The 21,138-nt window shown below is 52.2% G+C and carries 18 protein-coding genes and 1 other annotated feature; of the genes, 4 read left to right on the forward strand and 14 right to left on the reverse strand.

From position 1 onward, the window contains the following. The first annotated feature begins 156 nt into the window (after window positions 1-156). Window positions 157-423, forward strand: a complete 267-nt coding sequence (rpsT, locus tag JOE21_RS05215) for a 30S ribosomal protein S20 (RefSeq protein WP_309863262.1) — start codon at window positions 157-159, stop codon at window positions 421-423. Between the two features lie 90 nt (window positions 424-513). On the opposite strand, the gene trpS is transcribed toward rpsT, so the two are convergent. After that, window positions 514-1,506 carry a tryptophan--tRNA ligase gene (gene trpS, locus JOE21_RS05220; protein WP_309863265.1) on the reverse strand — a complete coding sequence of 331 codons (993 nt, stop codon included), beginning with the start codon at window positions 1,504-1,506 and terminating at the stop codon, window positions 514-516. Between the two features lie 43 nt (window positions 1,507-1,549). Then, window positions 1,550-1,775 (reverse strand) — a binding site (T-box leader). Between the two features lie 135 nt (window positions 1,776-1,910). Between trpS and JOE21_RS05225 the strand changes: the two genes are divergently transcribed. Together JOE21_RS05225 and JOE21_RS05230 are read left to right on the forward strand one after the other, a co-directional pair. Beyond that, window positions 1,911-2,411 (forward strand): CcdC family protein, encoded by a 501-nt coding sequence (locus JOE21_RS05225; RefSeq protein WP_309863267.1) that lies wholly within the window; start codon window positions 1,911-1,913, stop codon window positions 2,409-2,411. 133 nt (window positions 2,412-2,544) lie between these two features. Further along, window positions 2,545-2,868, forward strand: a complete 324-nt coding sequence (locus tag JOE21_RS05230; protein ID WP_309863270.1) for an immunity protein CdiI family protein — start codon at window positions 2,545-2,547, stop codon at window positions 2,866-2,868. Here the strand turns inward: JOE21_RS05230 and JOE21_RS05235 are convergent. From JOE21_RS05235 to JOE21_RS05275, 9 genes are all read right to left on the reverse strand, one after another. Then, window positions 2,865-3,320 (reverse strand): 2-thiouracil desulfurase family protein, encoded by a 456-nt coding sequence (locus JOE21_RS05235; protein WP_309863273.1) that lies wholly within the window; start codon window positions 3,318-3,320, stop codon window positions 2,865-2,867. The genes JOE21_RS05230 and JOE21_RS05235 overlap by 4 nt on opposite strands. Window positions 3,321-3,361: 41 nt before the next feature. After that, a complete protein-coding gene (gene holA, locus JOE21_RS05240; protein WP_309863276.1) occupies window positions 3,362-4,414 on the reverse strand; it encodes a DNA polymerase III subunit delta in 1,053 nt (350 codons plus the stop codon). 1 nt (window position 4,415) lies between these two features. Further along, window positions 4,416-5,108 carry a zf-HC2 domain-containing protein gene (locus tag JOE21_RS05245; protein WP_309863279.1) on the reverse strand — a complete coding sequence of 231 codons (693 nt, stop codon included), beginning with the start codon at window positions 5,106-5,108 and terminating at the stop codon, window positions 4,416-4,418. Next, window positions 5,105-5,641: an RNA polymerase sigma factor gene (locus JOE21_RS05250; RefSeq protein ID WP_374709317.1), complete on the reverse strand. Its 537-nt coding sequence runs from the start codon at window positions 5,639-5,641 to the stop codon at window positions 5,105-5,107. The genes JOE21_RS05245 and JOE21_RS05250 overlap by 4 nt, the downstream gene beginning before the upstream one ends. A gap of 271 nt (window positions 5,642-5,912) precedes the next feature. Then, window positions 5,913-6,737: a carbohydrate ABC transporter permease gene (locus tag JOE21_RS05255; RefSeq protein ID WP_309863283.1), complete on the reverse strand. Its 825-nt coding sequence runs from the start codon at window positions 6,735-6,737 to the stop codon at window positions 5,913-5,915. Continuing rightward, window positions 6,737-7,600 (reverse strand): carbohydrate ABC transporter permease, encoded by an 864-nt coding sequence (locus JOE21_RS05260; protein ID WP_309863285.1) that lies wholly within the window; start codon window positions 7,598-7,600, stop codon window positions 6,737-6,739. The genes JOE21_RS05255 and JOE21_RS05260 overlap by 1 nt, the downstream gene beginning before the upstream one ends. Before the next feature lie 58 nt (window positions 7,601-7,658). Continuing rightward, window positions 7,659-8,894: an ABC transporter substrate-binding protein gene (locus JOE21_RS05265; protein ID WP_309863289.1), complete on the reverse strand. Its 1,236-nt coding sequence runs from the start codon at window positions 8,892-8,894 to the stop codon at window positions 7,659-7,661. Between the two features lie 106 nt (window positions 8,895-9,000). Then, window positions 9,001-10,008: a LacI family DNA-binding transcriptional regulator gene (locus tag JOE21_RS05270; protein ID WP_309863292.1), complete on the reverse strand. Its 1,008-nt coding sequence runs from the start codon at window positions 10,006-10,008 to the stop codon at window positions 9,001-9,003. A gap of 344 nt (window positions 10,009-10,352) precedes the next feature. Next, on the reverse strand, window positions 10,353-12,032 hold the full coding sequence (locus JOE21_RS05275; protein ID WP_309863821.1) for a glycoside hydrolase family 13 protein: 1,680 nt from the start codon (window positions 12,030-12,032) through the stop codon (window positions 10,353-10,355). A 568-nt stretch (window positions 12,033-12,600) separates the two neighbouring features. Here JOE21_RS05275 and JOE21_RS05280 point away from each other — a divergent pair. Further along, the gene (locus JOE21_RS05280) at window positions 12,601-13,569 is read left to right on the forward strand and encodes an L-threonine 3-dehydrogenase (protein ID WP_374709318.1); all 969 of its coding nucleotides are present in this window, start codon (window positions 12,601-12,603) and stop codon (window positions 13,567-13,569) included. 159 nt (window positions 13,570-13,728) lie between these two features. Here JOE21_RS05280 and JOE21_RS05285 read toward each other — a convergent pair whose 3' ends face one another. The 4 genes from JOE21_RS05285 to JOE21_RS05300 all read right to left on the reverse strand — a co-directional run bounded on the left by JOE21_RS05285 (window position 13,729) and on the right by JOE21_RS05300 (window position 20,922). After that, the gene (locus tag JOE21_RS05285; protein WP_309863296.1) at window positions 13,729-14,646 is read right to left on the reverse strand and encodes a pseudouridine-5'-phosphate glycosidase; all 918 of its coding nucleotides are present in this window, start codon (window positions 14,644-14,646) and stop codon (window positions 13,729-13,731) included. Continuing rightward, entirely contained in the window at window positions 14,643-15,749 is a 1,107-nt protein-coding gene (locus tag JOE21_RS05290) for a carbohydrate kinase (RefSeq protein WP_309863299.1), read from the reverse strand. The genes JOE21_RS05285 and JOE21_RS05290 overlap by 4 nt, the downstream gene beginning before the upstream one ends. A 318-nt stretch (window positions 15,750-16,067) precedes the next feature. After that, window positions 16,068-18,476 carry a DNA internalization-related competence protein ComEC/Rec2 gene (locus JOE21_RS05295; protein ID WP_309863301.1) on the reverse strand — a complete coding sequence of 803 codons (2,409 nt, stop codon included), beginning with the start codon at window positions 18,474-18,476 and terminating at the stop codon, window positions 16,068-16,070. Window positions 18,477-18,594: 118 nt separating this feature from the next. Continuing rightward, complete coding sequence (locus tag JOE21_RS05300) at window positions 18,595-20,922, reverse strand: transglycosylase domain-containing protein (RefSeq protein ID WP_309863303.1); 2,328 nt, start codon at window positions 20,920-20,922, stop codon at window positions 18,595-18,597. Window positions 20,923-21,138: the final 216 nt, after the last annotated feature.

The following is a 21,138-nucleotide window of genomic DNA, read 5'->3' on the forward strand; positions in this document are numbered from 1 at the left end:
ATTCTCTCCTTCACTGGAGACTCTTTACGGAAAAAGGGTGTGATAAATGTCGGCAGAGGAAGGGGAACTCCCTTCTTGCTTTTTGTATACCCCCGTGATAGAATTTAGCGTGTTGTATGTTGAATCAGATAAGAAACGATGCGGGAGGTGAATCGAATGCCCAACATTAAATCCGCGATCAAACGGACCAAAACCAACGAAAAACGGCGTCAGCAACGGATGACCCAAAAATCCGCGATGCGCACCTCCGTCAAGAAGTTCTTGACCGCCGTGGAACAGCAGGAAAAAGAACAAGCCACCGTCCTGCTGGTAGATGCCAAGCGGAAACTGGACAAAGGCGTAACGAAAGGTCTGATCCACAAAAACGCCGCTGCCCGGAAAAAATCCCGCCTGGAACAACAACTCAACGCCTTGAACGGCTGAATCGATCCATAAAAAAAACGACCCTGATCGGGGTCGCTTTTATTTTGCCCAACATTTCCCGTTCACTGATAGCAACCTTTCCAACCATCCTTAATGGTCGCCCTGAAGGGACAATCCCATCGCTTTTTTCATATGGGTCAGGGTTTCTGCGGTGGCGGCACGAGCGCGCTTGGCTCCTGTTGCCAAGATGTCGTCGATCTCCCCGGATTTCATCAAGTTGTGAAAACGCGCCTGCAACGGTTCCAATTCGGCAATTACCGCTTCGGCGGTATCCACCTTCAAATGACCGTAGCCTTTTCCCTGATACTTCTCCACCAGTGTATCGATGGAATGGCCGGTCATCGCGCTGTGAATGGTGAGTAAATTGCTCACCCCCGGTTTCTTCTCGGGATCATACCGAATCTCGTTTTCCGAATCGGTCACCGCCCGTTTAAACTTTTTCAGAATCGATTTCGGCTCTTCCAACAAGCTGACATAGTTGGCCTCGCTGGCAGCACTTTTACTCATTTTCTTCTCCGGGTTGTCCAGCCCCATGATCCGGGCGGTTACCTTTTGAATCCGCACCTCAGGCACGGTCAAAACGTCCCCGTATTGCTTGTTGAAGCGTTCCGCCAGATCCCGCGTCAGCTCCAAATGTTGTTTTTGGTCTTCTCCCACCGGCACCACATCGGTTTGGTAGAGCAGGATATCGGCCGCCTGCAAAACCGGATAGGTGAACAATCCGGCAGTGGCGCTCTCCGAGCCCTGCCCTTTGTCCTTAAACTGGGTCATTCGGCTCAGTTCTCCGATTCGGGCCACACACTGCAACAACCAGGCCCCTTCGGCGTGGTCCGGGTTGTGGGATTGGATGAAGATCGTCGCCTTGTCGGGATCAAGCCCCGCCGCCACATAAAAACCCGCCAACTCCCGGGTCCGGCGACGCAGCTCTTCCGGATCGCGGGGAACGGTTAAGGCGTGCAGATCGACCACACAGTAGAAGGATTCCCCTGTCTCCTGCAGCGGAATAAACTGCTTCATCGCTCCCAAATAGTTGCCCAGGTGGGGTACACCTGTCGGTTGCATGCCGGAAAACACACGTGTCATAGGATCCACTCCAGTCTGATTAGAAATGAAAAAACCCGTCCCAAAAAGGGACGAGTTTCACTCGCGGTACCACCCTGCTTCGCCGTACTACGGCGCACTCTCATGATAACGGTCGATCCAACCGGCCCATTCCTTGGCATCCGCCGACGGCGGTGCCCTTCGGAAGGACAGCTCCAAAGCCCATTCACGCGGGAGACCGGTTGGCTCGCAGCCACCGCCAACTCTCTGGACGGCCCGTCCGCGCTACTCTTCTTTATCATCGCCTGATGTAGACGGGAAACTTCCCCGACGTTTTCCCATCCATCATACCGCGTCCATTTGGTGAACGCAATCCCATTGATCAGTATGATTCCCGTTCCTCATGCTATACTCTTAGGTAGACGAGGTTTGTGGAGGAATGGAACATGGGATTTCCTTTTGGTTTAAACCCCCAATGGATCACATGGGGCACCTTGGTGATGGCGGGATTGTTTTTATTTGTGCGGTTGCGTGCAGCCCGACATCCCACCAATGGTAAAAAGATCATTATGCCCCCGCTGGGAATGAGCACCGGATTCCTCATGTTTCTGTACCCACCCGCCCAAATTCCGCTCTCGTGGGGAATCGCCGCTTTTTTGACGGGAGCATTCTGCTTCTCTTTGCCCCTGATCTACACATCGCGGTTTGAAGTGGTGGGGCGGAATATTTACTTGAAGCGTTCCAAAGCGTTTGTCTGGATTCTACTCATCCTCTTGGCGATCCGAATGCTGGCTCATGAATATGTAGAACATCTGATCTCCCTGGAACAGACTGCCGGTGTCTTTTTCATCCTTGCCTTCGGTATGCTGCTGCCATGGCGACTGGCCATGTACCGGGAGTATACCCGGTTGAGACGCGGTATGTTATTGGTGGAAAAGGGGAAGTGAGTGCCTTCGACAGGGAGGATTCACCTTGAAGGAGTGGCTTTTTAGAGCTCTGTGACGGTCAACGACAACTATTTACTGAAATCATGTACCCTAAGGACAGATGCTTCAATTACCTTACTTAGGATGGTGGTTCATGAAAAAAGTTTGTTTCTGTAATCAGACCGATCACATTGTTGTTGAAGTAGAGGTATCTGCTGACCCTGTTTGGTGTGGCAAATGCCAAGCTAATTTAGAGCTTAGTGATTTCCCAGTCTCGGAAGAGTGTAAAAAAGAATTGATACACTGGAACATGAATTTTGAAAAACACTTGATGGCTCACGAGTATAACGGTGTACACAGAACATTTATAAAAAGGTTGAATGAAGAGGGTCAAAAGTGGACCCAAAGATTAAGGGAAGAACTTCCTCGCGCTTATACAGTTTCATACCGTCCTTACACCCTGATCACAGAGGATTAGGGGTTTTCTACCCCTACCTCTTCCGATACCACGCGGATGCCGTGACGTCGGAGAAGTGCCGTCGTCACACCGACACCTGCTTTCTTTGTCCCGCTGAATGTGCCATCGTAGATCATGCAACTCCCACAGGAGGGGCTTCGCTCCTTCAGAATGGCTTCATCAGCATCGACGGCCTGGGCCATCGCCAGGGCTTCCCGGGCTCCGGCCACAAACGATTCCGTGACGTCGCTCCCCTGCTTGTCGATGACGCGGGCGTTTCCATCCAGGACATCATCCCCGTCTCCTCCCACGATTTCCGCCGGATTGCGCGGGGTGGACAAGCCTCCCATCTGCTCGGGACAAACGGGAACCGCTTTTCCCTCCCGAACCAGCCGCTGGATCTCTTCCACCCGGTTGTGCTTCCGATCATACCGGCAGGCGATGCCGGCAAAACAACCGCTGACGATTTTCACTCTGAAACCCTCCTATCGGCCCATAACCGAAAAGATGCGTTTTACCCTTTGGATCTGCCGGAAGCCAAAGGGGGGTCCATCATTTCCAATGATAAAAGCAACCGTTCCACCGCCAACACCTTGTCGATTCTTCCCTTCTTGATGTCATGATCTGCCGCGATGGACCGTTCCAGCAAGGCCCGCAGGGTTTCTTCCGGAAACGAGCGCCCTTGTTGCAATGCCAACTTGACCGGATAGGGATGGAGGCCGAGCAGAGAGGCAATCTCCCGTTCCGACTTTCCTTCACGGGCCAGCACCTTCACCTGGAGGAGAATCCGGAACTGGCGGATCACCAACGACAAAATACGGATCGGTTCTTCCCGATTGGCCAATAAATCGTAAAAGAGGGATAACGCCTCTGCCGTCCGGCGCTGTGCCACCTGGTTGATCAGCTTAAACACATCCTGTTCCAGGGTGCGCGGCACCAGTTCCGCCACCTCAGCAGGAGTGAGTGTCCCCCCTTTCCCCACATAAGCGGCCAGTTTCTCGATCTCCCCATTTAAGAGCCGAAGGTCCGAACCCACATTTCGGATCAAGGAATCCGCCGCCTGGGGGTGGGGTGTAAGACCCGCCTGCCGGATCCGCTTGGCCACCCACCGTTCCAACTCTTTGGATTCCAACGGCGGGAAGGCGGCCACCCGCGCCTTTTTTTTCAATTCCTTCACCAGCTTTTTTCGGGAATCCAGCTTGGCCGCTTCCACTGTCAGGATCAGGACATTCTCCTCCACCGGTGCCTGAGCGTAACGCAGGAGTTCTTCCGGCTGATGATCCACTTTGCTTTTTTTGCGGGCCCCCGTCAAAAACCAGGCATGATGGGCCACCACCACCCGTGCCTCTCCAAAAAAAGAGGCTGTCTCCACTTCCCGGACTACATCCTGGATGGCCGTCTCCTCCAAATCCATCACGGTTTGGCTCCATTCATCCTTCTCGTCAGACAACACCCGCTGGCGGATCCAACGGGAGGTTTCTTCCATTAAATACGATTCCGTCCCGTAAAAAAGATACAGCGGGGCGATCTTCCCTTGTTTTAATTCCTGTGCCAGCTGTTGATCCATCTTAGTCTCCCACCTTCTCCGATGAGGGGGGCCGATTTCGTTCCCGCGGCCCGCTCATATCGATCCACCGCTCCTCTTCCCGGTCCGGCCACACCAAGTGAAGATGAAGAACCTCCTCTTCTTCCCAGGAAAGGTGCACCTCGGCTCCTTCCTCCCAAGGACGACTCCGATACGCTTCATTCCCTTCCGGATCGGTAATGCGGATCTGACCGTCGTCTTGAGTGGCCAGCCAGGAGCCGTCCGGGGACGGCGATGATTGGGGACTGCTGCCGCTTTGAATGCCAAAAGTAGCCGGCTCATCGGAATGGGCAGGATCCGTTGTCGAATGTTGCTGAACGCCGGTCGTATCAGTCGCGGAATCCCGGGTGTTTTCCGCATCCGTACCCATCCACCAAACCAGGAGCAGAGCAGCCGCCATGCCGCCAGCACCCCAGGTAAACCGCTTCATCCCCACCGACCAACGCCGGGAAGGGGCCTTTCGGTTCCATTCTCCTTCCAACCGATCGACCAACGATACAGGGGGTGTCACCGGGGGAAGGGATGCCAATCGCCGCCCCAGCTCTTGCAACACAGCCCACCGGTGTTGACAATCGGGGCATGCCGCCAAGTGACGCTGCAGCGCTTGTTCTTCCTCCGGCTGCAAATCCCCGTCCAGGTGACGTTGCATCTGCTCTTCCGCCTGTCCACACGTCATGGGAGCACCCCTCCTTCCCGATAATCGGACAGCCACTCCATCAATTTTTTTCTTCCCCGGAATAAATGAGATTTGACGGTGTTTACCGGTATTTCCAGGGTAGACGCAATTTCTTGGTAGGAAAAATCATGGAGATGACGAAGCAAAACGACGGACCGCTGGGGCTCCGGCAGGCGCTGAATCGCTTCGCGTACATCCGAGTGGATGCCGGAGCGTTCCACCGGATTGCTGCCACCTGCGGCTTCCTCCTTAAAAGGGAGCACGTCCTTTTTGCTCCGGGCATGATCAATAGCCGCATTGACGGCAATCCGCTGGGCCCACGTGCGAATGTCGGCATCGCCGCGAAAAGTCCCGAGCTTGCGGTAGATCCGCAGCAGCGCTTCCTGGGCCGCATCCATGGCATCCTGCTCATGTCCCAAGGTGTAGTAGGCCGTACGGTATACGGGTGCTTCCAGTTCCCTCAGCAACATTACCACTGCTTTCCGGTCCCCCGTCTGAGCGCGCTGGACGCACTCCCTGTCGACCACACCCATCCCTCCTATAGATTGGACGCATCGCAAACTGGTAAAGTTGCAGTCGATCCATCGTTTTTTTTGATTGTATCACAGACCGGCGGCTCCAGGCCGAGGTCGTCGATACATACACCGGAATCCCGCATGATTGGGATCGGAGGAGGGGTCATATGCCAGAAAAAACGACGATCGTCGCCGGTGCCACCGGACTGGTGGGCCGCCATTTCCGTTAACCATGGGGAAACACCTGTTGGATCATTGGATCCCTTTTTCACCTTTATGTTTGCCGTACCTACGACTTGATCGCACCTTTCGTCACGCCGCTGATGATCCATTTTTGCGCGACGATGTATACCAAGATCATGGGAGCCAGTGCCATTAAATAAGAAGCAAACGCCAAGTTGTAATTGGTACTGAACTGCCCCTGAAAAATATATTGGACCAACGGAAGAGTGGCCATGTCGGTGTCGCTGATGATCACCAGCGGCAGCATGAAGTCGTTCCACGCCCACAGGGCGGTTAATATCCCAACCGTCGCATTCATCGGTGTGAGGAGTGGAAAAATGACTTTCCAAAATACACTCCATGTGCTGGCACCGTCCACAATGGCCGCCTCCTCCAGTTCCTTGGGAATCGATTTGATGTAACCCACGTAAAGGAAAACGTTAAAGGCCAAACCGTAGACAATATATAACAAAATCAATCCCAGAATGTTATCCATTCCCCATGCGCTGGTTTGTTTCACAATGGGCAGCATAATGATGGGAAACGGAATAAACATGGCACTGACAAAATAATAGAACAAGAACTTAAAGAATTTGCGATGCATATTGCGTGCAATCGCATAGGCCACCATGGAGTTGGTCAGCAGGGTAAAAACGACGACACTGACCGTAATGACGGCACTATTGGTTAAAGCGTTGAAAAAACCCGTCAAGTAAATCGCATCGGTAAAGTTTTCAAAACGCCAGGATTGGGGTAAGGCCAGCAACGAATCCGCCAATTCCTGCGGTGTTTTAAAGGCGATGGTCACGGTTAAATAAAGCGGAAACAAAATCACAGACGAACCCAGCAGCAAGAGGATCGTGACCAGCCAGTTGGTTCTGTTTTTTTGCATTACAGTTCCACCTCTCTTCTCTGCAGAAGTCGAATCTGAACCACCGAGATGACGAGAATGACGATGAAATAGATAACGGCATTGGCGGATTGATATGCAAACTCTCCCCCTTCAAATCCACCACGGTAGATAAGCAGCGAGATGGATTCCGTCGCTTGACCGGGACCGCCGCCGGTCAAGGCCATAATGTGGTCGAAAACCATCAAAAAGTTTTTCATCGCCAGTACCATATTGATGGTGAAAAACGGAGCGATCATCGGAAAGGTAATGCTCCAGAATTTTTGCCACGGGCCTGCTCCGTCGATCTCCCCCGCTTCATACAAATCACCCGGTATGGTTACCAAACCGGCCAGATAGAGAATCGTATTAAACGCAACGGCCTGCCAAACCGCCACTATCACAATCCCGATCCAGGCAAAATCCGAATCCCCCAGGATATTCTTTGAAAAAGCAGTGATACCCCATGTTTCCGCCAAATCCGGAATAAAATGGGCAAAAATAAAATTAAAAATGTACCCGACGATTAAAATGCTTAAGATGTTGGGCATAAAATAAACGGCGCGCAAGGTACTCTTAAACTGGATTTTTGAATTTAACCCCAAAGCGATCATCAGACTGATCACATTGACCAAAATCGTGGAAATGATTGCAAATTTAAATGTAAAAAAATAAGCATTCAAAGCTCGGTCATCTTGAAAAACATGGATATAGTTTTTTAAGCCGACGAAATTCCAATCCCCGTACCCCTTCCAATCGGTAAAGCTGTAGTAAATTCCTTGTAAAGATGGATAAGTATGAAAAATAAAAAACAGCATCCATGCAGGAATCGTCATCAGAAAATAAACGACCGTCCGCTGGTTCATCGCGAAACATCCCCTTGTGTATAAAGTGGGGCATCGATCGATGCCCCCTTTATGCCAATCAACGATTGATGACTTTGTTCCACTCCTGATCCATCTTGTTTAAGAACGCCTCTTTATCTTTTTTGATCAGGAAATCCTGAATCAGATTATCCGCTTGCATTCCGGGTGGATAATAGTGATCGGGAAAACTGGTGATCCGTCCTGTTTCAAAGTGGACCTTGATTCCCTCCATGGTCGGCTCTTCTTGAAACACATCTTCTAGGGCAGAAAATGCCGCCTGTTCGTCGATGTACCCTTGGGCGTTTTCATGATCCAGCATAAACTCGATCCACTTCATGGCCTCTTCCGGATGCTGGATATCCGCTTTCATCGCCAACAGGACGTCCACTCCGGATACAAGCTTGTTCTTTTCCGGATCGTTTGTCACCGGCAAAGCAAACACGCCCAGTTGCAGATCCGGATTGGCTTTCTTTATTTCCGGAATCGCCCAATTTCCCTGAAGGTACATGACGCTTTTGCCTTTGGCGAAGGCATTGTTCCCATCCCCGTAACCGACACCAAAATTATCGTTGTGGCCGTATTCCAGCAGTTGCAGCATTTTATCCGCCACCGGGCCGTACGCTTTTTTAAAGCTGGTTTTATCTTCATTTTTCTTTTCGGCAAAATCTTCACCAGCGGTGTTGGCGGCGAGGGAATTCCAAGGAATCATCGCTGTCCAAGAGTCCTTCAATGTGAAGTAAATGGGCGTTTCACCGGCAGCATCCGCCTTTTCCAGGATTTCTACGAATTCATCCCACGTTTTTGGAATGTCCACTCCCAGCTTCTCAAACTTCTCTTTGTTATAGATGACGGTATTGGCGTTGGTCGCATAGGGAATGCCGTAAACCCCTTCCACTTCATCCCCTGCCAGCTGCCCAATCATTTTGGTATAAGCGGGCTGGATCCCATCGAGAACCGCTTCCTCTGAAAAGTCTTTCAATACACCGGCACGTGCCAATTCACCATAGGTGGCATTACCGCCGATCGCCATCAGATCCGGCAGATCGTTTTTGGTCAAGCGGGCTTTAATGACGGTTTCCGCCTCGGGTGGACTGGTTAGTTTGATCTTGATATCCGGATTCTGCTTTTCAAACTCCCGGATCATTTCTTTGTACGTTTCCACGTTCTCCGATTTGTTAGAGAAAAGCTCCAACTGAACTTTCCCGTCATCGTTTTTCCCGGCATTGGAACCGCATCCCGCAAGCACCAGGACGCCGAGGGACAAGGACAAAAAGACTGCAAGCCACTTTCTCATGTGAATCCTCCTTTTTACTAATAACAGATAAATACGAATATTTATGTCATTATCACTTGAACGTGTTTTTCGAAAAAATATAGGAAGGAAAGCGCTTACGGTGTGATCATTTCATTCTTTTCACCGTACAGCGTTCCACAATGTGATGGGGCATAATGCGACTCTCCACCGAACTGCCGGTCCTTAGCATCTCATTCAGCAATTTCGCTGCCACTTCACCCATTTGATATAAAGGTTGGGCCACCGTCGTCAGAGGGGGAATGGACATTTCTGCTATTTTTAAATTGTCATATCCGATGATCGATAATTGATCCGGAATCTGGATCCCGAGCTGGTAGGCAGCGGACATCGCACCAACAGCCATCTCGTCACTGGCGGCAAACACCGCCGTCACTTCCGGCAGTTTCTCCGCTATGCGGGGGAAACTCTCCTGTCCCTGCTGAAAGCCGAAACCGTCTGTATATACGATGGACTCCTCATGGATCGGAATCCCATAATCGCTTAATGCCTGCTTATATCCTTCCACCCGGGGTGCCCCTGCAATGGGATCTTCTTTCCTGCCGCTGATCATGGCGATCTGGGTATGTCCGTTTTGAATCAAATACTCGGTGGCCGTATAAGCCGCGTGTTTGTCATCCACTTTGACATAAGGCAACGGATAACGGTAGGAAGCGGTCGAAACCAGCACAACCGGAACCTGCATGTCCATCAGCGTTTCATAGTATTCTTCCGTCAAGACTTCGCTGGTAAAAATCACTCCGTCGACCCTTTTCTCCTGCAATAGTTGTAGGTACTTCATGGTGCGTTTTCCATCGCGGTCCGTGTTGCACACAATCACGCTGGATCCCAGCTCGTGGGCCGTATCCTCGATTCCGTTCAGGATCTCGGAAGAAAACATGCTGGATACATCCGGAAACAATACCCCGATGGTTTGGGTCCGTTTACTAACCAACCCTCTCGCCACCGCATTTGGCTGATATCCCAGCTCCTCAATCACTTTCATCACTTTTTCCTTCGTCTCTTTGGAGTAGCCGGGAAGATCGTTTAAAATGCGAGAAACGGTTGCCGTTGAAACATTGGCCTTTTTAGCCACGTCCTTAATCGTAGGGCCCATCTCTTTTCCTCCATCTGAATGTAAACGTTTACTCAAATTATATTTCCAAATATACCGATTATCTATGCATACGTCAAGGGGTGTCCGCTCCATAATGGATAGTAAACGTTTAACAATTTTCATCGATAAACACATTTCACCCTTGTCAATCAACGGTATTTTTCCATCAAAATAGACCCCTACTCCCATCTAAGGGAACAGTAGGGGTTCTTATAGACCTCGGGACTGGTTAGAGCGTGTCTGGTGAAGAGGATCCGTTTGGTCTTTGATTCTCTTTGCATTCACAGAGCCCAATCTCGCCTTGGTTACTTTCGTTCCCCGATCTGAAGTAACGAGCGGGTTCCTTATGACAGCTTATAGACCCGCGCTTCATAAGGCCGCAGGGGAAAGGAGCGGATGCCCTCTGCTTCGTCCACTTTATCGTTGGCGATAAGCAATTCCTTCTCCCGATACCGGATCTCCTCAGGCAGACAGAAGCGGGTCTCCTCTCCGTAGAAATTGCAGACAACCAACAACTTCTCTCTTCCGAGGGTACGGGTGTAGGCAAAGATCCGGTCGTGGTCGGGGAGAATCAGATCGTACGTGCCGTATACGATGATGGGATGCTCCTTGCGCAGGGCGATCAGCTTGCGGTAATGGTGGAAGACGGAGTCCGGATCTTTGAGTGCTTGTTCGGCATTGATTTCGTGAAAATTGGGGTTGACCGGAATCCAGGGGGTACCGTCGGTAAACCCCGCGTGATCCGAGTCGTTCCACTGTATCGGGGTGCGGGCGTTATCCCTTCCCTTGACATGGATGGCATGGAGAATCGCTTTCGGATCCCACCCGTCCGCCACTTTTTCCCGGTACATGTTGAGCGTCTCAATGTCTCGATAGTGGTCGATGGAGTTGAAACGGACATTGGTCATGCCTAGCTCTTCTCCCTGATAGACATAGGGAGTGCCCTGCATCATGTGAAGGAGAGTGGCCAGCATCTTGGCTGATTTCACCCGGTACTTTCCATCGTCTCCCCAGCGGGAGACGATGCGGGGTTGATCATGATTATTCCAGTAGAGACTGTTCCACCCCCTCCCCTCCAGCTCTTTCTGCCAGCGGGTGAGACTTTGTTTCAAATCGGTCAGTTTGAGAGGGCGCAAGTCCCATTTGCCGCCGGAACCGGAATCCAGCTCCATATGCTCAAACTGGAAGACCATGTTCAGCTCCTCCCGATCCTTCCCGGTGTAGCGGACGGCCTCTTCCACATCCACACCGGGCATCTCACCGACCGTCATAATGTCATAGTTGGAGAGTACTTTTCGGTTCATCTCACGCAGAAATTCGTGAATGCGAGGGCCGTTCATAAAGGATGGGGCTCCTAAGCCGTATTTCTCTCCTTCGGGAACGAAGCCGTCGGGCAATTCCGGCACCTTGGAGATAAAATTGATCACGTCCATTCGGAATCCGTCAATCCCCTTTTCCAGCCACCACCTCATCATATCGTAAATCGCCTCCCGAACCTCGGGGTTCTCCCAGTTGAGATCCGGTTGCTTTCGGCTAAAGAGATGGAGATAGTACTCTCCCGTTGTCTCATCAAAGGTCCAAGCAGGACCGGAAAATACCGAACCCCAGTTGTTCGGTTCTCCCCCATCCACCCCCGGTCGCCACCAATACCACTTTCGACGGGGGTTGTCCTTGGAAGAGCGAGATTCGAGAAACCAAGAATGTTCATCGGAAGTATGGTTGACGACTAGATCCATGATCAGCTTCAGCCCTCGGGCATGGACTTCCTTCAGGAGCGTCTCCCAATCTTCCATGGTTCCGAATTCGTCCATGATCGCCCTGTAATCACTGATGTCATATCCGTTGTCATCGTTGGGTGAACGGTAAACGGGAGACAACCAGATCACATCCACTCCGAGGAGTGACAGATAATCCAGCTTCTCGATGATCCCTTGCAAATCCCCGATCCCGTCACCGTTGGAGTCATTGAAACTGCGGGGATAAATTTGATATACGACACTTTCTTTCCACCATTTTTTCTGCAATTGTTCCGGCATGGTGCCCTCCTTGGATGTGGGTTAGGATAACAGGTATCCTTCTTTTGTACACTCTCGTCCCTGTATGGGGACGAGACGTTCCTCGTCTACTCTTCCAGTGTCCGGCGGAGTAGGATCACTCCTTTTCCATACGGATAACACCATGGACATTTTACTTTTTAAGCCGTGTCGGATCGGATGGATCGGTTTCAGCCTCTTATTAAGTAAACGTTTACGTTCACTTTACCACCGTCCGTACCCGTTATCAACCGTTCATTTTTATCCCTTTGCCCCGCTTTGTTATTGAAAGTAAAGAGGATGCTGAAAAAAGGATTCGAAATAACAAAAACAAGGTTCCCGATTAGAGAAAACCTTGTTTTTGTTATGATGCGAATGTATATACCCGTTACGGTTTTCATTCTTATCAACGAATGGTCCCTTCACATGGCTTTAGGGTTAGGACGCGACTTCTGTCGGTATGAAGCAACATAAATTGTGGGAAAACGGAAATGATCTAAGAAGGGTCTCAAAAGTCTGCCATCCTTTAAAGATAACCGACCTCATAGAGGTGAGCGCATTGAAAAATATCCTGATTACCGGTGCCATGGGCCAAATCGGCTCGGAACTCGTCATGCGAATGAGGGAGATTTATGGTACGGATCATGTAATCGCATCGGATATTCGAAAAGCGGGGGATCACGCCGTCGTCCAAACGGGCCCCTTTGAAATACTGGATGTCACGAAAGCGGAAACTCTATTCGAAGCTGCAAAAAGACACCGAGTCGACACCATCATTCACCTGGCAGCATTATTATCGGCGACTGCGGAGGAAAAACCGCTTCTCGCCTGGAATCTGAACATGGGCGGACTCGTCCATGCGCTGGAAGTCGCCAAAGAGCTTGGAGCCCAATTCTTCACACCGAGCTCCATCGGAGCCTTCGGCCCGACCACACCGAAAGAAAACACTCCTCAGAACACCATCCAGAGACCGATTACCATGTACGGTGTGAACAAAGTATCCGGGGAGCTGCTGGCTGACTATTACCACCATAAATTCGGCGTCGATACGCGAGGGCTGCGGTTTCCGGGGCTCATATCCCATGTAACTCCCCCAGGAGGCGGAACGACGGATTACGCGGTTGAAATCTATTACGAAGCGATCAAGAAGGGCCGATACACTTCTAATATCGCCCAGGGAACGTATATGGATATGATGTACATGCCCGATGCGCTGAATGCGATTATCACCTTGATGGAGGCGGATGCTTCCAAACTCCGACACCGAAATGCCTTCAATGTGACAGCGATGAGTGTTGAACCGGGAGAAATCGCCGCCGAAATCAGAAAGCATATACCGGAGTTTGAACTGGATTACGATGTGGATTCCGCGAAACAGGCGATTGCGGAGAGTTGGCCCGATTCCATCGATCCAACCGCCGCCAGAGAGGAATGGGGCTTTCGGGCGGAATTTGATCTGGAGAAGATGACGAATGAGATGTTGGCAGAGCTGAGTAAAAAGCTTTTGCCCATACCCACACATACATAATAAGGAAAACCAGCCGCAGGAAATCCCCCATGAGAAGGATCGGTGATGATTAGGCTTTGTATGACTTCCGGCTTTTCTATCTGGTCATTCAATCTTCTGTAAGTAGAAGGGAGGGTGGTGGGATGGCTGCGATCCTTTGCACTCACAGAGCCGATACTTTCACCTCATCGCCTGAAGCGCCACAGCAATATCTGCACCCACTCGGGCATTATTCTTTACCAACGCAATATTGGTCTGAAGGCTGCGCCCCCCTGTCAGGGATTTCACCCGATCCAACAGGAACGGGGTCACTTCCTTTCCGGTAATGTTACGATGATTCGCCTCCTGCAGGGCTTCATCGATTATTTTTCGGATCTCTTCATCGTCCATCGCATCCTCTTCCGGCACCGGGTTGGCGATGACGACTCCCCCATCCAGGTCCATTTCCCATTTGGTGTCGATCACTCGGGCAATCCTTTTGGGAGAATCCATCTGCGTCTCCACCGGAAATCCGCTCTGGCGGGAGAAAAAGGAGGGAAACTCATCCGTGCCCACACCGATTACCGGTACTCCTTGCGTTTCCAGGTACTCCAGCGTCAACCCAATATCCAAAATCGATTTGGCACCAGCACATACCACCGCAACATTGGTCCGGGCAAGTTCCGTTAAATCAGCGGATATATCAAACGTTTGCTGCCCCTCCCGATGCACTCCGCCGATCCCGCCGGTGACAAAGATGTCAATGCCGGCCCACCGGGCGACGATCATGGTGGCCGCCACCGTGGTCGCTCCGCTTCTGCCTTCAGCCACCACATAAGGAAGATCGCGCCGACTGACTTTATAAACATCATCGGCACAGGCCAGCCGTTCCAGCTCCTCCTCTTCCAAACCCACCCGAATTTTTCCGTCCAAGACGGCAATGGTAGCCGGAACCGCTCCCCGTTCCCGGATCATCGCTTCCACCGCCCGGGCCGTTTCCACATTTTGCGGAAACGGCATGCCATGAGAAATAATCGTTGATTCCAGTGCGACAATGGGAGCCTGCCGGTTCTTCGCTTCTTTCACTTCTTTCGAAAACGCCAGTTGATCCAATTTCATAATTTCTCTTCCCTTCCTTCCTCCAACCAATTCGGAATGATTTCCTCAGAAACACTGGCTTCCGTTTGAACCGTACGGGCAGCCAGTTTCAGCCCCACACGGCAAGCGGACTCCAGGGAACGCCCCTTTTTCAATCCCGCAACCACACCGGCCGCAAATGCATCCCCCGCTCCGGTCACATCCACCACCGAAGTCCGGGTTCCCTTCAACCAACCCTTTTTCTCCTCTTCAACCCAGTACACCCCGTGAGCCCCGCGGGTCCAGACGACCCGATCCACTCCCTTTTCCCGCAGACGGCGACAGGCAGATTCCCCGGAGTCCCGATCCTGCACGGAAATCCCGCTGACGGCTTCCAGTTCCTCCCCATTCCCGATCCAGAGGGAAACCCCTTCCAAATCCGGGGGAAGCCGCCGCGCTTTGGGTGCCGACACCGGCACTACACATAAAAACAGCCCGTCTTTTCGGCATCGCTGAAGGAGGGCTTTCAACCCTTCCTTGGACAGATTGGTATCGGTTACCACCATATAGGAAGTACGGATACGAGACCAATACCGATGGATGAACGCCTTGTCCATCTGATCGTAAATCCCCATATCCGCCAATGCCAACACCATCTCCCCAGCAGGGTCGAGGACGGCGGTGTAACTTCCGGTCCGATAATCTGCAAGCGCGGTGGACAGGCTGACGTCCATGCCTTGTCGGCGGCATTCCGTCAACAGGGCCTCCCCTTCCCGATCCTGGCCCACGATTGTCATCAACGCGACATCCATTTCAAGCTGTGCCAGGTTTTCAGCTATATTCCGGGCCACACCGCCAAAGGTTTGTCTGACCTCCACCGGGTTGGAGGTGCCCCACTCCACCGGAGCCGACGTTTTGGCTTTCCGATCCAGGTTGGCTCCACCGATACAGATAATCCGCTCCCGTTCCGGCAACAGATAGGCCCTTCCCAGAATTTCTCCCTGCCTGGTCAACTGTGAGATATAACCGGCCACAGCAGAACGGGACAGCCCCAAATCCTTCGCCAGCTCCTGCTGAGTGATGAACGGGTTGTCCCGAATCTTCTCCAGGATGCGTTTCTCTTTCTCCCCCCATTGACGGGTCATCAGCGTTCCCTCCCGGATTAGACAACTGTCTATATCATAAACATTTGTCCGAAAGAAATCAATTCCTTTGAATCAGACACGCTTTAAGGCGTGTCTGAACAATCCCTTCTCACATCTGCGACTGCTCTTATAAGTAAAACTGTAGTACTAGTGCCCCTTCTACCAATATCGATCGTGTTTACGTGGAGGGAGGCTTGGTTTTCCGGCGGAGTCGACTCTGCCACGCATGGAGCGAAGACGGAAAACCAAGCCGACCGACTTGTCCGCGTAAAGGCCATGAAAAACAGATCGAAGTTACCTGAAGGGCACTAGTCACTTTTATTTTCTGTCCACCATCGTCTCCACTCGCCAGCCCGATTTGTTCAGGATAAAGGTGACGGCACCGTCCCGATCCGTACGCCATAAGGGAATATCACGCATTTGCAAACGTTCCACCACTTCCGGGGAGGGGTGTCCGTATCGGTTGTTACGACCGGCGGAAATAATCGCCATGCGGGGGCGGGAATGATCTAACCAAACTTGCCCAGTGGATGTGCGGCTGCCGTGGTGAGCCACTTTCAACAGATCCAGCGGCGGGAGTTCCCACCGGCGGATGATCTGCCGTTCCGCTTCCTCTTCGATATCGCCGGTCATGAGAATGTGTCGGTCAAAAGCCGTCAATAAAAAAACAACAGAGTCATTATTCGGGTCGCTCCCCAAATCCTCTCCCGGGTGGAGAAACTGCAAGTGGATTCCCGCCTCCACTTCCCATGCGGTTCCCACATCGGGAACCCGAACACTGGCTCCTCTGGAGAAAAGGATTTCCATCAACTCCTCTTCCAACCCGCTTTGAGGCGGATGCCCATTGCGGATCACCTGTTTTACCGGAAAACGACGAGCAACTGCCCGGATTCCGCCGATATGGTCAGCATCCCCATGAGACAGCACCAGTTCATCTATACGCCTGATCCCCCGGTATTTCAGATAGGGTACCACCACATCCCTTCCCACTTCATAGTCCCGCCTCCGCTGTTGCCAATCTTCCCGCGAAAATGGAAGCGTTCCTCCCCCGTCTACAACGATCACACGGTTTTCCGGGGTTTCGATCACGGCACAATCCCCCTGGCCCACATCGAGAAACGTGATGCGCAACTCCCCCTTGCTCCAACCCGCCGGTAGCCACACCCACCAGCCAAGAATCAAGATCAACACAAGTGCCCCCGGCAGCATCCGGCGACGAACCAACGGCCCACCCGTAATTCCCCCGAGCAGCCCCCCACAGGTAATGGCATACAAGGCGATCCAACCCCAGGAAGGCGGGGAGACCACCACCCGGCTTTCCGTCCATGCGGCGATCGGGTGGATGACAGCCGTGGTCCATGCCAGGATCGTTGAGGAAAACTGTGCCGGTAACCAAGCCAATCCATCGGAAACCAAGGAAAGTAACAAGGCCAAAAATGCCGTTGGGATCACCATCACCGACACAACCGGAACCACCACCAGATTCAGCACCCCCGACAGAAGGGAGATTTCCCGAAAATGGTGTAAAACCAGGGGCAGGGACGCCATTTGGGCCGTCACGGTGACGGCCACCAGTTGATTGAGGCGCAGCCAGGGGAAAGGAAGGACATGGGCCAACGGACGTACCGCCAACAACAACGCTCCTGTGACCGTAAAGGAAAGCTGAAATCCGGCCTCAAACAGCCAATACGGATTCCAGATCAGCATCGCCATTGCTGCCACCGCCAAAAAAGAGAGTCCATCGGAAAATTGTCGCAATCGCACAGCCAGCAATGCGAGAGCCGCCATGGTCCCCGCCCTTACCACCGGTGCTCCCACCCCTGTCAACAGCACATAGAACGGAATCGCCAGCATCGTTAGAATAACGGCCCGTTCCCGAGTCACGCCGCACCATTGCAACCCGCCGAACAAACAGCCGACAAAGACACCCACATGTAAGCCCGAGATCGCCAGGAGGTGGATTAATCCCAAAAGGATGAAGTTCTCCTCCACCACCGGCGGAACCTGTTTTCTCTCCCCCAGGAGCATCCCGCGCACCAATCCAGCTGTCTCCTCCGGATAAATCGCCTCCACCCGTTCTCCCAGAAAGTGGCGAAAGCGATCCAGCTCACTCCGCCAGGAAGGAGTCGGATCCAGCACTTCCACCTGCTTACCCGACTCCACCACCGCCACCCAATGAATGCCGCGGTGGTAGAGATAGGTGCGGTAATCGAAAGCTCCCGGATTGCGGGCGGAGTCCGGAGCCTTTAAAGCGGCCGGAAAACGGATGGTCTGCCCCCGTTTCAAAGCTAGAATCGCTTCCTTCTCGCCAGGGTGATCAAACCGAACCTGAACCACTACCGGTTCATCCGCATCCAAGAGACGGCCCCCTGTCTGTTCGGCCTGCTTCACCACCATCGTCCACTGTCCGCGGTTCCCATCCGCTTCCGGCGGGGCGGCCACGATTCCCGTCAATGTCCATGGCTCCCTTCCGGATCTCTCATCCGGGATCACTGTCTGGTTGCCGCTCTCCGCCCAGGAAAAGGCAGCCCCGCCCAGACAGAGTCCGACAGCAAGAAGGCAGACGCCCCACCCCCTTCCGACACGATAAACCCACACCCCGCCCGCCACCATCGCCATCAAGGCAAACAGCAACCACCACCACACATCAAGAGCCCATTCGCGGGCGACTACGATTCCCGTGATCCAACCTGCCCCAATCGCCACCAACGGACGGTTCCCACCCATGGCTTCCCCCCTCCTCTTTCGGTGACATCATTCGACTAATTGGGACATATTTCCTTCTCACCCACAAAAAAACGACCCTTTCCCTGAAGGGAAAAAGGGTCGTTTGATAGGAATTCCTTTACGAATCGGGTTGTTCCGGTGGTATGGTGACATCGTCACCGGGGTTGTCGGGATTGTTCGGATCAGGAGATCCATTCCCCGGATCGGGAGTGCCATTTCCCGGAGGTGTATTTCCGTTATCGGGCAGTTGCGGTAGCTGCGGTTGCTCAGGCTGCTGATTGTTCCGTTCTTCTCTCTCTCTTTTCTCTTTCTCCTTTTTTTCTTTTTCTTCCTCCGCTCTTTTACATTCATAGCATTTGAAGGAGTACGGCGGTTGGGATTTGAACCGACTGTTCTTTTTCACCAATTCCGGATCCGCTTGTATCAAGGCCTGGAAGATACTGGCCCACACATAGCGCGCCCGCATATCATCCGGCAACCGCTTGTTCACTCCGTAACCGGTCCAGACTCCCAAGGAAATATCCGGAGTATAGCCGATAAACCAGACATCGTTGGTATTTTGAGTCGTTCCCGTCTTGCCCGCTAAATCATACCCCGGCGCCCGAGCGCCGATATACGTACCGGTCCCCGATCGGATCACATCACGCAACATGTCCGTAGTCCAGTACGCCGCTTGGGGAGAGAAGACCTGAACCGGATCCGGCTGGTGTTGATATACCACGTTACCGGCGGAGTCTTCAATCCGTTCAATGATATAAGGCTCATTAAACTTCCCTTCATTGCCCATCATGGCGTAACCGGCTGTCATGCGCTGCACGTCAAACCCGCGGGTGAATCCACCGATAGCTGATGCTTCCCCGTCGTTCTCATGAACAGGGAAGTTCATCTTTTCCAGATATTCAAATCCGTTTTGCACCCCGACCGACCGTAATACCTTGATAGACGGGATGTTCATCGATAACTTCAGGGCATCCCTGGCTGTCATCGCACCGGAGTACCGATTGGTGTAGTTTCGATAAACATGATTGCCGTATCTAGCCTTCAAGGGTTCGTCGATAATGATCGAGTCCGGTGAAATAACCCCTTTATCCAATCCGGGACCAAAATCCAACAACGGTTTGATGGTGGAGCCCGGTTGGCGGGAGGTATCAAATGCATAGTTGTTTTGGTCTTCTTCAAAGTCCCGTCCACCGACAAAAGCCAGCGTGGCCCCTGTTTTGGTATCGAGCAGGGTAGCCCCCACCTGCTCCTTGGCATTTTTGTATTCTCTGCCATTCAAAGTGAAAGTAGTGGGCCTGGCGTACAAATTGTCTTTCAGAGCCGCTTCATTAATGGCATCATACAGCTTTTGATCGACTGTGGTATGGATTTGGTAACCGCCGCCCCACACCTTATTTTTGTATTCCTGAAGCGTTTCTAAGTATTTTCCTTCCTCGCTCAGCTTCTGAGCATCCAACCCGTCCTCTCTCATCAAGATCTTGGCTGCTTCCAGTTCCACAGTCATGGTGATGTATGGATATCTGATGTGGGCCGTAGTGGGCTGGTCTTCCTCTTCAGCCAGAGAGCCGGCGATGTCAAAGGAAGCGGCTTCTTTACTCTCCGCCTCCGAGATGGAGCCGGTTTCCTCCATTTTTCGCAGCACCCACTGCATCCGCTTGGTCCCATATTTGAGATTCTCTTCTCCCCGGAAAGGGTTGTAGGCATTGGGACGCTGCACCATGCCTGCAATGTACGCCGCCTGGGACAGGTTCAGATCCTTGGCGTCCACCCCGAACATTCCCTGGGCGGCAGCCTGCACTCCCAGCATATGGCGACCATTGATATCTTTCCCGAAATACAAAGAGTTCAGATAAGCATCCAATATTTGGTCTTTACTAAAAAAGTGCTCCATCCGCAACGCCAAAAAAATCTCTTTTGCTTTACGGTCAAGGGATTGAGCCCGATTGTCCAGAATGATATTCTTCACCAGCTGCTGGGTGATGGTGCTTCCGCCGGTTTGGACCTGGCTTCCCGTCGCTTGCTGCCAAGCCGCGCGCAGGATGGATTTGGGCACCACCCCATCATGTTCATAAAACTCGCGGTCCTCAGTGGAAATCAAGGCATGGACCAAGTGAGGACTCACCTCTTCGTGGGTCACCACTTTTCGGTCCCCTTCCTGCACCCGCAGACGTCCAATCGCCTTGCCGTCCTGAAAATAAGCGTAACTCGTTTGTGACCAACCCGTAATCTTCCCTTCCAATTCTTCCCTTTCCCGTATGGGCTCCTCGTTCACAAGAGAAGCGACATAGCCTGCCGCAGCCCCTACAGTGGCCATACTACCAACGACAAATAAGGTGAAAAGTACCAAAAATGCGAATAAAAGAGCGCGCAACCAACGACCGTTTTTCTCGCCGCTCCCCTTGTGTTCCCCTGAACTTTCTGGGTTGAATGAACGTTGATCTGCCACCGCTTACACCCTCCTTGCTTCCTGCAAACATTGTATCATATGAAGGAAAAACGGAAGATACCCTAAATTGACTATCCTTGATTGCAATCATGTGAACAACGAAAAGTACCAATGGATAACACCCCAAAAACATTCGACAGGAAAACGTTTTCCTGTATAATAGAGCATGGAATTGATTAAAAAGTCCTGAAACTACATGGCTATGAAACAAAAGGG

This window comes from Desmospora profundinema (genome assembly GCF_031454155.1).
GTDB classification, from domain to species: domain Bacteria; phylum Bacillota; class Bacilli; order Thermoactinomycetales; family DSM-45169; genus Desmospora; species Desmospora profundinema.

Excerpts from the sequence above, each read along its gene's own strand:
- rpsT (WP_309863262.1), top strand. The coding sequence starts at position 157 with ATGCCCAACATTAAATCCGCGATCAAACGGACCAAAACCAACGAAAAA.
- trpS (WP_309863265.1), bottom strand. The coding sequence starts at position 1,506 with ATGACACGTGTGTTTTCCGGCATGCAACCGACAGGTGTACCCCACCTG.
- JOE21_RS05225 (WP_309863267.1), top strand. The coding sequence starts at position 1,911 with ATGGGATTTCCTTTTGGTTTAAACCCCCAATGGATCACATGGGGCACC.
- JOE21_RS05230 (WP_309863270.1), top strand. The coding sequence starts at position 2,545 with ATGAAAAAAGTTTGTTTCTGTAATCAGACCGATCACATTGTTGTTGAA.
- holA (WP_309863276.1), bottom strand. The coding sequence starts at position 4,414 with ATGGATCAACAGCTGGCACAGGAATTAAAACAAGGGAAGATCGCCCCG.
- JOE21_RS05245 (WP_309863279.1), bottom strand. The coding sequence starts at position 5,108 with ATGACGTGTGGACAGGCGGAAGAGCAGATGCAACGTCACCTGGACGGG.
- JOE21_RS05250 (WP_374709317.1), bottom strand. The coding sequence starts at position 5,641 with ATGGGTGTGGTCGACAGGGAGTGCGTCCAGCGCGCTCAGACGGGGGAC.
- JOE21_RS05255 (WP_309863283.1), bottom strand. The coding sequence starts at position 6,737 with ATGCAAAAAAACAGAACCAACTGGCTGGTCACGATCCTCTTGCTGCTG.
- JOE21_RS05260 (WP_309863285.1), bottom strand. The coding sequence starts at position 7,600 with ATGAACCAGCGGACGGTCGTTTATTTTCTGATGACGATTCCTGCATGG.
- JOE21_RS05265 (WP_309863289.1), bottom strand. The coding sequence starts at position 8,894 with ATGAGAAAGTGGCTTGCAGTCTTTTTGTCCTTGTCCCTCGGCGTCCTG.
- JOE21_RS05270 (WP_309863292.1), bottom strand. The coding sequence starts at position 10,008 with ATGGGCCCTACGATTAAGGACGTGGCTAAAAAGGCCAATGTTTCAACG.
- JOE21_RS05285 (WP_309863296.1), bottom strand. The coding sequence starts at position 14,646 with ATGAAATTGGATCAACTGGCGTTTTCGAAAGAAGTGAAAGAAGCGAAG.
- JOE21_RS05290 (WP_309863299.1), bottom strand. The coding sequence starts at position 15,749 with ATGACCCGTCAATGGGGGGAGAAAGAGAAACGCATCCTGGAGAAGATT.
- JOE21_RS05295 (WP_309863301.1), bottom strand. The coding sequence starts at position 18,476 with ATGGGTGGGAACCGTCCGTTGGTGGCGATTGGGGCAGGTTGGATCACG.